General features: G+C 46.0%; 13 protein-coding genes and 1 pseudogene. 6 read left to right on the forward strand and 8 right to left on the reverse strand.

From position 1 onward, the window contains the following. Positions 1-46: 46 nt before the first annotated feature. The 5 genes from NG346_RS12250 to NG346_RS12270 all read left to right on the forward strand — a co-directional run bounded on the left by NG346_RS12250 (position 47) and on the right by NG346_RS12270 (position 2,745). On the forward strand, positions 47-778 hold the full coding sequence (locus tag NG346_RS12250) for a hypothetical protein (protein WP_262280857.1): 732 nt from the start codon (positions 47-49) through the stop codon (positions 776-778). Between the two features lie 32 nt (positions 779-810). After that, complete coding sequence (locus tag NG346_RS12255) at positions 811-1,095, forward strand: HU family DNA-binding protein (RefSeq protein WP_262280856.1); 285 nt, start codon at positions 811-813, stop codon at positions 1,093-1,095. A gap of 13 nt (positions 1,096-1,108) precedes the next feature. Beyond that, entirely contained in the window at positions 1,109-1,606 is a 498-nt protein-coding gene (locus NG346_RS12260; protein ID WP_262280855.1) for a hypothetical protein, read from the forward strand. Between the two features lie 93 nt (positions 1,607-1,699). After that, positions 1,700-2,605, forward strand: coding sequence for a hypothetical protein (locus tag NG346_RS12265; protein WP_262280854.1), 906 nt, complete (start codon positions 1,700-1,702; stop codon positions 2,603-2,605). A gap of 5 nt (positions 2,606-2,610) precedes the next feature. Next, positions 2,611-2,745, forward strand: coding sequence for a hypothetical protein (locus NG346_RS12270; RefSeq protein ID WP_262280853.1), 135 nt, complete (start codon positions 2,611-2,613; stop codon positions 2,743-2,745). Positions 2,746-2,824: 79 nt separating this feature from the next. On the opposite strand, the gene NG346_RS12275 is transcribed toward NG346_RS12270, so the two are convergent. From NG346_RS12275 to NG346_RS12295, 5 genes and pseudogenes are all read right to left on the reverse strand, one after another. Next, positions 2,825-3,385, reverse strand: a complete 561-nt coding sequence (locus NG346_RS12275) for an RloB family protein (RefSeq protein WP_262280852.1) — start codon at positions 3,383-3,385, stop codon at positions 2,825-2,827. A 3-nt stretch (positions 3,386-3,388) separates the two neighbouring features. Next, positions 3,389-4,567, reverse strand: coding sequence for an AAA family ATPase (locus tag NG346_RS12280; protein ID WP_262280851.1), 1,179 nt, complete (start codon positions 4,565-4,567; stop codon positions 3,389-3,391). Positions 4,568-4,962: 395 nt separating this feature from the next. Further along, positions 4,963-5,277 carry a hypothetical protein gene (locus NG346_RS12285; RefSeq protein WP_262280850.1) on the reverse strand — a complete coding sequence of 105 codons (315 nt, stop codon included), beginning with the start codon at positions 5,275-5,277 and terminating at the stop codon, positions 4,963-4,965. 56 nt (positions 5,278-5,333) lie between these two features. Beyond that, positions 5,334-5,486 (reverse strand): hypothetical protein, encoded by a 153-nt coding sequence (locus NG346_RS12290; protein WP_262280849.1) that lies wholly within the window; start codon positions 5,484-5,486, stop codon positions 5,334-5,336. An 80-nt stretch (positions 5,487-5,566) separates the two neighbouring features. Continuing rightward, positions 5,567-6,049 (reverse strand): annotated as a pseudogene (locus NG346_RS12295) (low molecular weight protein-tyrosine-phosphatase). Between the two features lie 220 nt (positions 6,050-6,269). On the opposite strand from NG346_RS12295, the gene NG346_RS12300 reads away from it, so the two are divergent. Next, positions 6,270-7,556: an IS1380-like element ISBaov1 family transposase gene (locus NG346_RS12300; protein WP_262281321.1), complete on the forward strand. Its 1,287-nt coding sequence runs from the start codon at positions 6,270-6,272 to the stop codon at positions 7,554-7,556. 153 nt (positions 7,557-7,709) lie between these two features. On the opposite strand, the gene NG346_RS12305 is transcribed toward NG346_RS12300, so the two are convergent. The 3 genes from NG346_RS12305 to NG346_RS12315 form a co-directional block, all read right to left on the reverse strand. Next, positions 7,710-7,910: a hypothetical protein gene (locus NG346_RS12305; RefSeq protein WP_007837439.1), complete on the reverse strand. Its 201-nt coding sequence runs from the start codon at positions 7,908-7,910 to the stop codon at positions 7,710-7,712. Positions 7,911-8,812: 902 nt separating this feature from the next. Next, positions 8,813-9,337: a flavin reductase family protein gene (locus tag NG346_RS12310; RefSeq protein ID WP_262288800.1), complete on the reverse strand. Its 525-nt coding sequence runs from the start codon at positions 9,335-9,337 to the stop codon at positions 8,813-8,815. A 118-nt stretch (positions 9,338-9,455) separates the two neighbouring features. Continuing rightward, positions 9,456-11,054, reverse strand: a complete 1,599-nt coding sequence (locus tag NG346_RS12315; RefSeq protein WP_262288799.1) for an ABC-F family ATP-binding cassette domain-containing protein — start codon at positions 11,052-11,054, stop codon at positions 9,456-9,458. Between the last annotated feature and the right edge of the window lie 142 nt (positions 11,055-11,196).

The following is an 11,196-nucleotide window of genomic DNA, read 5'->3' on the forward strand; positions in this document are numbered from 1 at the left end:
CTAACCAACAAAACTATTTAATGTTCAACCTTTTATCAAAACAACTATGACAACAATCGCATTGGAAAACAAAAAGAAAATTCGTGGTGTCGTTCTCTCGGATGACATCATCAAGGAACTCAAGGACACGGGCGCAAGCCACGTCATGACCTTCAAGGACAACAAGGGAAAACAGTATCTCGCACACCTTGAGAGCCGTGGCGGAGAGGTGGAGGTGGTGTCTGACCGCATCTATCTGGAGCACCGCTGCCCTCATTGCGGCGGCCGGGTGGTCGTCACACGCAAGGGCTACTTCTGCGAGCATTGTTTCGACAAACAGTCGCCCTGCACCTTCCACTGCAACGGCATCCTCAGCCACCGCTTCATCAAGCCGTTCGAAGTGGATGCCTATCTCAGCGGCAAGCCGGTCATTCTCGACGGATGCTACAACAGCCAGGGACGCATCTTCTCGGCTGTGCTTGTGGAGAACGAGGTCTATGGCATGTCGCTGAGCTCTGTGGTGGGCAAGTGCCCGGTGTGTGGTGAGGATGTGCTGGTCAGCCCGACAGCGTTCAACTGCAGCAACCACGAGCAGATAGGCGAGCCGTTCCACTTCTCGCTGTGGCGGCATATCCGCGGCCACGCCGTCACCCTGCAGGAGTTGCAGGAGCTGCTGGAGTATGGCATCACATCGAACGAGGTGCTGCTCTTCGATGACAAGGGCTCCCTGGCCAAGGCGTATCTTCGGCTCTCGGACGACAGGAAGAAGATTGTGCCGGAGTTCAATCTTTATAACTGATAACCATAAGTCTCACCTTAACCCAACGAAACATGAACAAGAAGAACATCATCAAGAAAGCGGCAATCAATGCCGACCTCACCGTCAAGGAAGAGCAGAAGGCAGTGGAGGCGTTCCTCTGTGCCGTGTCAGACATCCTCAAGGAAGACCGCGAGGTGTTCCTGCCTGACTTCGGCAGATTCTATGTAAGAAAATGTGCCGAGCGGCAGGTGCGCAATCCCCAGACCGGGGAGATGATGACCGTCCCGGCAACGAAGCGCATACGCTTCAAGCCTTCAGGAAGCATCACGCACTATACGCTCAAGTATGGACTCTAATCCTGAAAAGACAATGAAGAAAGTAATCATGCTGATGGCGGCTGCCGCACTAATGGTCTCGTGCGGCAACTCGAGTGAGAAGATGAAACAGCTGGCCAAAGAGAACTTGGAGCTGAGCGTGGACTATCCCAAGCAGCTGCAGGTGATGGCTGTGTCGGAGCCGGACTCGGCGTTCGGCACGGGATATTTCAACCAGAAGGAGGTCATGGGGATGATGCAGACCATGAAGGTGGTCACGGACACCATCATGAGGCGCACGGGGAACATGAGCCGCTTCAACCCGGCAGACCACTACGTGGTCAGCCTCGCCGAGCGGCAGATGCGGAGCATGGCGGAACTGAGGACACTCATCGCAGCCGGTGGCCGCAAGGGCGAGTTCTCCGGTTGGAAGGTGAAGATTGACTACCAGTGTGTGGATGCGAATGGTATTCCGTACAAGGCTGAGCGGTGGTGCTTCATCGACAAGGAGGGCAAGCAGGTGTACAAGTCCTTTGAGCTGCCGATACCGTAAACATCTATCTTGGCAGGTCCCATTGCCAGCTTTATGCTGGCAATGGCGGCTTGTCTTCGAACCTAAACACAACACAAACAACAGACACTTACTATGGGAGACACGAACCTGGCTTGGGTGAACACGCTCAAGAAACACTACCTCGACATTCTGACATGCTATGAGGGAGAATCCAAGAAGTTGAAGAACGAAGCTGTAAGACGGTGCTACGAGGCTTTGCTGATTGCAAATACTGTGGAGCAGTTCCGGCAGTGGAGACTGATGATGGAAGACTTCGGACTGGCTTTCACCAATATGGACGCACCCGTGATGTATGAGAATCCTATGGGCATTTTGGACGATATTGCTGAAGGTGCACCTGATGGTCTGATAAAGACTTTCTTGGACTGGAAGAAGACTGTCAATCCGAAACGCTTGATGGAAACACGGAAGCAGGACGCGGAGATCGTGGCCATTCTGCGGAAGGCGGTGGAACGTCCTGAGGACATGACCATCCGCGTCTTCCCCTGCGGCAATCGCTGGGCTGCCATCGACAAGGATGCCGACCGCATCTTCGAGGCCTTCGGCTGGCAGACGGGGTGCGTATGGGATGGCGAAGACTTGGTCAGTTGGATATTCATAGGAAAGGCCGGACTGGAGGTACTTCAAAACAGCGACTATGATGTCAAGGTGATGGACTTCGGCGAGTTCGACATTACCTATATCTACTTCGAGGAGGACATCATCTCTACTGTGCAGCAGATGATGGACTACAATAGGATGCTCGGAAAGGACATTTGCGAATCTCGGAAGATGATGATGCACCTGCGACCTTATGCCGCCATGTGCCATGGATATAAGGAACTGATGAGTGCCAACATTACCATAGAGGATAACAAGCTGTATGGTGAGATGCCAGACGGGAGCAAAGTCCTCCTCTTTGACGGCAAGAGCTGGAGATTGAATGATGTCGGCAGACAGATGGTAATGCAAATGGGGGCTCAGATGGGAGAGACTTAATCTTCTTGAAAATGACATCTGTGCGTAAGACCCGTGGCGGAGAAAGTATCGAGTTCGTTGACTCCGATACTTTCTCCGCCACCTACCTTACGCATAAGTCTTTGAATGTCCCGCTCCGTCTCTTCCTTTCTAAGCAGTAATGAGCGAAGCCGGTCCTGTTGACGGGCTGCGCAAGAATTCTGAATATACATTAGAAGATATTCTGGATTCTATAAAAAATCATTTGCGTCTCGTCTCCAAAAATTCTATCAGGCGATACACTGTTGAAGACGGATTCTTACCTTCTAATAATAATTTAGCGTTTGATACCGCTGTAAGCCGATTCGACCATAAACATTCCTTTTGCTTCAAGGAGAGGAAAGCCTTCTCATAATTGCCCCAAAAAACATTATGTTGCCTCAAATGTTCAATACACTGCTTTGTAGACAATGGTGAATGTATCGCACTAATATGCAATAGAAACCATAGTTCTACGCATGGATTGCTACATAGTTTGACACCACTCAATTTGTCAATTTTATCATTCATGGCAGCCACATCTCTGTCGTACATGAGAAAGGTATAAACAATGTCATTGCCTGACACTTTCATACTGTCTTGAAGCGACTTTATCCGGCGTTCGTTTATGTCGTCACCTAAAATCTTTGACACTATCTTGATAGGACAGCGATATTGATGGCGCAAGAAATCAAGATAGGCTTCTTCCGTCTCTCCCTCGCAGACGACGAGGATTGCAGGCTTCATCTTACGTGGCGGTGTGATAGTTCTTCGTCTAGCCATGTTTTATTTCTCTTTTAGTAAACTTTTAAGACCTGAGACGGAGGACTCTACATAAGGTACTGCGTCAAAGCGACCTTGGATATAGGCTTTCTCCGCATCCATATTGTCCCGAAAATCCTTATAATCGAAAAGAGAATAGACTTCGGTGGATGCATTGCTTCTTTTGTTGACGAATGCTATCTGGTCTTTTCTAAACCGGTGGATGTCTATTAAGTTGGTGCTGTGTGAGGTGAACAGAAGCTGAGAAGCTTTAGAGGCGTGCACCAAATCGATGATGAAGTCAGCCAGACGTATGTGCAGGCTGCTGTCAAACTCGTCAAGAAGCAATGTCTTGCCATGTTTGACAACATCGAGCAGGTTCAGCAAGATACGGAAAAGTTTTATGGTTCCGTCTGATTCCTCCGTCAGCAGATCGAATGGCAATGAAGGATTTTCTTTATGATAAGTGACAAAATGTCCATTAGCCTTGTTTATCTTTATATCCACTATGTCGGTGTCGCAAATACTCAATGCACGAAGGATGAGCGGTTTGTACGCATTGAAATTGTCAGTGTTACTCTGCACGTCACTGGTTTGTATGCCAGGCAAGAGGTCATCCAGAAAATAACGGTACACCCTTTGTGCAATTTCACGGTTCATAGAACTGGCACGTGTGAGGAAAAGATTTTTGTCTGACGTGTTGGTCACCACATCCAACGGACGAGTGATAAGCCCTTCGCCGAATGTATATTTTGGCGGTTGAATACCATGGCGTGTGAAGACCCGTGCTCTGCGCCCTTTGGGATAATAGTACAGAGCCTCGTCAAGAATGGCCGTCCTTGTAAGTGTAAAGGAATACTCGTACTCTATTCCGTCAATGACAAAGTTTATGAGAAAGCTGCTTGGCTGATTGTCATATCCATTGAATTTGAAGGGAGCGAAATCGAATACTGTGCCAACATTGCTATCGATAGAATGCAATATCAGCGACCAACAGAAGCGAATTGCTTTGATAATATTGGACTTGCCTGAGGCATTGGGGCCGAACAAGCCGATTGTCTTCAGCACATTCATTCCGCTCCATTCCATCACATTGTCTCTGAGTTCTCCGGCAAGCCGTGTGTGGATATTTGCGGCCCTAAAGTCGATGCTAAGCAGGTCGCGTATCGAGAAGAAATTGCTTAATTCTATCCTTAAAACCATATTTATATCTAATTTTTGTAGCTTTCCTGCAAAATTAGGCATTTAATTCGATATAAGCAAGCGTTTCCTATTCTTTTTTATTGTGTATGACTTAAACGGATTCTATATGTCTTATCATATATCTTCCTTGAGTTTGGAGCTGCCGTTCTTGTCGTTTGGCATCAATCTTAGGGATAGGGGAAAAACCTGTTGCAGTATACAATTGCCTATAGTTCACGCAGTCCATGCCCATCATATAGTCGAAGTCGGCATAGTAGAATTCAGAGCGTTTTATTATCTTTGCAAGGTAAAATTGCAGCATGCTGCAAAAATATCTTGTGGAATATGGGAATCTCCCAAGGGCTTGTATTTCTTTTTTGGGGTAGTGGTTCGGTTCTTTTGGGTAGTAGTCGCAATCATCTGTAGCGATAATGCTGCCGATTGCTCAGGTAGTCCAGGTCGTCCTGATGGTTGTAGGCCTCCTTCTCAAAGCGGATGTGGAAGTATGCTTTGAGGCCGTTGCGGTATTTGGCGAGCAGGAAGAGCCATTCGAGCACATACCACAGATAGAAGCCGATGTAGAGCAGCTCCCGTTGCTGAGCGGTGTGGATACGCTCGTGGTTGAGCTCCACGGCATTGAGCTCCTGCACGGTGAAGATGATGCCAAAGAGGTTGATGGCATAAAAGCCACCCATGAAAGGGAAACGCCTAATGTGGATTACCTTGGTCATCTTCAGAAATTGTATGGCAAAGAGAACGTATTTCGAGAATAATCAGAGGGATGGGGTCAAAGAACAAAGAATGACTTCGGCTTCTCGCCATGAATTTTTTCATATTCCACGGTGATGTCTTCCTTCATATTCTCCACCATCTCATGCTTTCGCTGCTTGGCAGCCTCAAAGCGTTTGAGGAAATCTTCTTTTGTATTCATCTTTTCCATATTCTTTCACCTTTCTATTTTGCAAAAATAATCTTTTCGTTGCAACTTCCCAAATTTTGGACTATTTATTTTCATTTTGCTCATACACATACTCCACATTGGCGTAGCATCCCACTGCAACCGTCTTCGATGAGGTCGAGGGCGAGTTCGAAGTCTTCACCGTCACCATAATATGGGTCGGGAACGGAGGTCCTCCCCTTGTATTTTGTGAAGTAGTTGGCCATGCGGATGACCTTGCGGCGGTCGGCCTCGCTGTGTGCTTTGCTGCAGATGTTGTGGTAGTTCTCGTCGTCCATAACAACGATGTAGTCGAAGTCGGCAAAGTCATGGCGTGCGTCGAACTGACGGGCGATGTGGTCAATGCGATAGCCGCGTCATGCACCATGCTGTCGCATCCGCTTGTCGGGCAGCTGGCCTACATGCCACGGGCCGATGCCAGCCGAGTCGATGTAGAACTTGTCCGTCAGCCCTGTGTCGTCAACGTATTTCTGCATGATGGCGTTTGCCGCCGGAGAGCGGCAGATGTTGCCCAGGCAGATGAAAAGAATCGTTGTCTTGTCCATATCTTTTTTTGATGATTGTAAAGGTAGTAATTATTTGAATAGAAAAAGCACAAAATGGGATTTTTCTGTTCCAAATATATCTATCCTTAATTCCGCAACACTATTATAAATATAACTTTTTAAGTACCTGAGCAACAAAAAGTTGCTCAGGATTTTGTCATGTCAGATTTTTCACCTATCTTAGTGTTGCAAATCAAAATATGTATCAAACCCGACAGACATGGCAAAGAAAGCAATAAAATCTGAGAAACTCACTCCTTTTGGAGGAATATTTGCAATGATGGAGCAATTTGACTCCACATTGTCATATGTAATTGACACAACCCTCGGTCTAAGATGCAGGCTGTATGGTTATCAATACAGCGAAATCATCCGTTCTCTCATGAGCATCTACTTCTGTGGCGGCTCATGTATTGAGGATGTCACAACTCATTTGATGCCCCATCTCTCGCTTCATCCGACACTTCGTACCTGCAGCTCTGACACTATCCTCAGAGCGATAAAGGAACTGACGCAGGAGAACATTTCATACACGTCAGATACGGGTAAGAACTACGATTTCAATACGGCTGACACCCTCAATACCTTACTGCTCAATTGTATGTGTGCAGCTGGTCAGCTGAAAGAGGGTGAGATGTATGATGTTGATTTCGACCACCAGTTCATAGAAACAGAGAAATATGATGCAAAGCATACATACAAGAAGTTCCTTGGTTATCGACCAGGTGTGGCGGTTATTGGAGATTTGATTGTCGGCATTGAGAACAGCGACGGCAACACAAACGTCCGTTTCCATCAGAAGGACACGCTGAAGAGATTCTTCGAAAGGTTTGAACAGAACAATCTTGTTATCAATCGTTTCAGAGCTGATTGCGGCTCGTGCTCTGAAGAGATCGTGGAAGAGGTTGCCACCCACTGCAAGACCTTCTATATCCGTGCCAACCGCTGTAGTTCGCTCTACATTGACCTCTTCGCTCTCAGAGGCTGGAAGAGGGGAGAAATCAACGGCATTGAGTTTGAGCTGAATTCCATTCTTGTAGAGAAGTGGAAAGGCAAGACATACCGGCTTGTGATTCAAAGGCGGAAACGGATGGACGGTGAGCTTGACCTCTGGGAAGGAGAATACACATACCGCTGCATCCTGACCAACGACTACGAGCCTTCCGTAAGAGAGATTGTCGAGTTCTATAACCTCCGCGGAGGAAAGGAGCGCATCTTCGATGACATGAACAATGGTTTCGGATGGTCCAGATTGCCCAAATCCTTCATGGCAGAGAACACAGTGTTCCTTCTTCTTACAGCACTTATCCGTAACTTCTACAAGGTCATTATCCAAAGACTTGACGTAAAGAGGTTCGGACCCAATAAAACAAGTCGCATAAAAGCGTTTGTCTTCAGATTTGTCTCTGTACCAGCCAAATGGATCAGAACATCAAGGTGGTATGTGCTGAATATCTATACCTGTAATAATGCTTACGCAGATGTATTCCAGACTGATTTTGGATGACGACTACAACTTATGGGTATGATACTGCGTATTGTCTCAAGTCGCATTGTGGGGTAAGGGGGTATTGTAGGCAGAAGTGGGTATTTCAGCCTCAATTTATCTAATAATTCAGTAATGAGAGAACGTGTACACGTAAATAGGACGATGAAGGACTTAGTTGCGGATTTGAGGCTTATGAAAAGCGTATTGCTTTCTCAATACATGCCGTTCCTCTTCGCTCAGCGACAGGAAATAGGCTTTCCATCCCGGACAGAAATTGATGTGCCATCGCCAAAAACGACCCAACAATGACTTGGGTGAACGGTCGTATCGCCGCCTCAGTGGGCACTGCTGACAGTTATGTTTCTTTTCCAATACTTTATCTATTTATCTTTCGTAAAACTCTCGTGGCAAAAATAAGGATTATTTTCAGTGATCAAGCACACAGTTCATTAAAAAAGAGAGGATTTGCTAAGATTCAGAATAACGACGAGCCATCGACCCCAACGGGAGTCGAACTTCAAGTAACCGCACATGATACAATGTGCGGGTCGAAGTGCCTTCCCAATCCACGACCCCAACGGAGGTCGAACCTTTCTACAGATTATATGGTTCGACCCCGTTGGGGTCGGATGTATAGGAGTCATCTGGCCATCCGCAAGTCTTTGACATTGCGGTTAACGGGGGTGAGACCCTTTTCAGGGTCTGTTTGTTTGCACACCTTCATTCTACATAAACGGCTAAATTCAAATATTAAAAGCGTTTACATATTGCAACGTATTTATCTGTTATGCTCCTATTAAATTGTTCTAGTGATCTTCAAAAAATAACTTGGTAAAGTTTATCACATTTGATAATCTTATATTGAGTAATTGTTTTGTTTATTATATTCAGAATGTATATTTAGTTTAATTAACTGATACGTAGGCTTTTATTATATGAATAATTTCTTTATTATCGATAAAATTCCTTATCTTTGCAGGGCGCAAGCCGGAACGTGGAAACAAGAAACGTTAGACATAGCAACTGCGACAAAAAGAGGAATTTTCCAGGCATTGCGAACCTCAATGAAAGGCAACGTCGGCTGTTCTATGCTAAAATGGCATTGGATATGGGTCGGCACGGCGTAAAAGAGGTCTGCAAGGAATATGGCGTGTCTAAAAATACAGTTTATAGAGGTATTCATGAACTAAAAGGTAACCATAATATGGAATCAGATCAAGCATAAACCGCTCATTCTTCTGCTTGTATTCTGTCTTTTTGCTCATAGCAAATTCTCAGCCGAGGTATTCATCATCGCGGACAAGCACCTTCTCTATCTTGCCGATGTACATCGTGTGAAAATCTCTCTGAGGGTAACTCTGATCCACAGTCTCCTTATAGAAGAAATCCTCTTCCTTGAGTTCCTGGGCATACATTTTCCTACATACAAGCACAAGCTTTGCCTGCTCAAAGTAGGTGGTACCATCGGCATAGACTGGAGTCAGACCTGTCTTTGCTATCTTGTCCTCATCACGGCCCGACACAGAGCCTATATAAGCCATCTGCTTCTTGAACGACTTATCCATGACACAGAGCGTAAAATGATCCTCTTTGTCAACAAACTCCTTTGTGTATCGTGACGGGCGGAGGTAAATGGTCGCCACCGGATCGTTGTGTCCCCACAGACATCCGATACCGCCCCATGAGGCTGTCATCGTGTTGCAGCCGTCTTTCTCATTCCCGGCGGTTACCAGCATCCATTCATCACCGATAAGTCTGAAAGGATTGAACTTCAGATCCTTATAGCTAACTTCTTTCAACATATTCGTAATCCTTTTATTTATCAATGTCAAAATTACAACATTCATTTGACAACGAGAAATAAGATAGCTAAAATTAATATTTTCTTGCCGTTGCTTTAGTGTTCATAAAGGGGATTCAAGAAATACTGATTATCCGTTTGATGCCAATATCATGAATGAACTGTTCATCATGACTGACGATGAGCAATGTCCCGACATAATTCTTCAACGTATCAGCCAATATGTCCATACAGGAGATGTCTATATTGTTTGTCGGCTCATCAGCGATGATGATATCCGGAGCCTTCTCTGCGATGAGCAGACAGCACAAGGCCAGTTTCATCCGCTCGCCGCCACTCAGGCATACGCATTTCTTATCCCACGTCTGAGCTGTAAACATAAAGCGGTTGAGAAGCATTTTCAGTTCATGCTCGGGCTTCTTGCTGTTGCAGCTTTCCAGCAGACCATAAACGGTCTTGTCATTGTCAATACAAGAATACTCCTGGTCGAGATACAAGATATTCAATGAACCTCTTCGCCATATCTTTCCAGTGGTGGGCTGTAAGGAACCTGCAATCAGTTTGAGCAATGTAGTTTTGCCAGTTCCGTTATCACCTTGAAGCCAAATCCGCTCGCCGCTTGAGATTGAAAAACTCAATGGATCATCCTGCCATAAGACATTCCGCCCTTCGTATCTGTAAGTTAAGCCATCAGCTTCTATCAGCCGTTTGCTTCCATGCATATCAGAATTGCTGATATTGATCTTCACAGATTTGTCATCGCTGATGGATGCCCGTATCTCATGTACCTTCTGACTCATCCTTTGCAGTTTCTCCTGCTGCACCTTGTTTAGATGAGAGGTTGCTGCTTCCGAACTGTCTCGTCTGTTCCCCATGGCTATGCGGGCAATGCCCTGTCCTGCACTGTGCTTTTCTCCCCTTGAGGCATGTTTCTGCTGCCGTTCCATGGTCTTCTGTGCCAATTTCTCAGCTTTCTTCAGTTCTTTCTGCTCGTTCTGAAAACTTGCGACTTTAGCGGCATACTCAGCATCAACAGTCTCCTTGTATTGAGAGTAGTTCATTGGATAGAACTGCATGCCAGTGGATGACATCTCAAAGATGCCCGGCATCAGGTTCAGCAAAGCCCTGTCGTGACTGACAATGACTATGGCGCTGTTCGTCTTTTGGACAAAGTCATACAGCTGAGCCCGTCCTTTCATGTCTAAATGATTGGTGGGCTCGTCCATCAAAATCATATCAGGCTTGAACACCTCGATTCCTGCAAGAAACACCTTAGTCTTCTCCCCTCCGCTAAGTGAGGCCAGTGACATATCCGGAGTAATATAGTCTATGCCCCATTTAGTGAAGGCTGCTGATATTTGTTCCTCAAGGTCCCATTCGTCATTGAGAACAGTAAAGTCATTCTCTGTTCCTCGTCCGCCCAAGATGGCATACAATGCCTGAAGCTTTTCCGAAAGGCCTAATGCATCTGCCACTGTCTGACCATTGTATTGACCGAAATGCTGAGGAACCAGATAGAGACGGTCATCGCACAGCACAGTGCCAGCCGACGGAGCAAGTCTGCCAGCCAATATCTTGAGAAGTGTCGATTTACCTATGCCATTGTTCCCTATAATGGCGCGTTTGTCACCCGAAGATACAGAGAAGCTAATGTTTTGGAACAGTATGTCTTTATTGGGATGGATGTATAACAAGCCTTGTACTTGTAGACTCATGATTATTTGCTATTGATGATCCTTAATTCCGCAACACTATAATTTAACTTTATTTATAAGTTCCTGAGCAACAAAAAGTTGCCCAGGATTTTGCCATGTCAGAATTTTCACTTATCTTAGTGTTGCAAAAAGAAAACAAGCA

Origin of the sequence: Hallella absiana (assembly GCF_025457485.1) — a bacterium.
GTDB lineage: Bacteria > Bacteroidota > Bacteroidia > Bacteroidales > Bacteroidaceae > Prevotella > Prevotella absiana.

Coding starts and splice junctions, on each gene's coding strand:
- NG346_RS12250 (WP_262280857.1), top strand. CDS start 47: ATGACAACAATCGCATTGGAAAACAAAAAGAAAATTCGTGGTGTCGTT.
- NG346_RS12255 (WP_262280856.1), top strand. CDS start 811: ATGAACAAGAAGAACATCATCAAGAAAGCGGCAATCAATGCCGACCTC.
- NG346_RS12260 (WP_262280855.1), top strand. CDS start 1,109: ATGAAGAAAGTAATCATGCTGATGGCGGCTGCCGCACTAATGGTCTCG.
- NG346_RS12265 (WP_262280854.1), top strand. CDS start 1,700: ATGGGAGACACGAACCTGGCTTGGGTGAACACGCTCAAGAAACACTAC.
- NG346_RS12275 (WP_262280852.1), bottom strand. CDS start 3,385: ATGGCTAGACGAAGAACTATCACACCGCCACGTAAGATGAAGCCTGCA.
- NG346_RS12280 (WP_262280851.1), bottom strand. CDS start 4,567: ATGGTTTTAAGGATAGAATTAAGCAATTTCTTCTCGATACGCGACCTG.
- NG346_RS12285 (WP_262280850.1), bottom strand. CDS start 5,277: ATGACCAAGGTAATCCACATTAGGCGTTTCCCTTTCATGGGTGGCTTT.
- NG346_RS12290 (WP_262280849.1), bottom strand. CDS start 5,486: ATGGAAAAGATGAATACAAAAGAAGATTTCCTCAAACGCTTTGAGGCT.
- NG346_RS12300 (WP_262281321.1), top strand. CDS start 6,270: ATGGCAAAGAAAGCAATAAAATCTGAGAAACTCACTCCTTTTGGAGGA.
- NG346_RS12315 (WP_262288799.1), bottom strand. CDS start 11,054: ATGAGTCTACAAGTACAAGGCTTGTTATACATCCATCCCAATAAAGAC.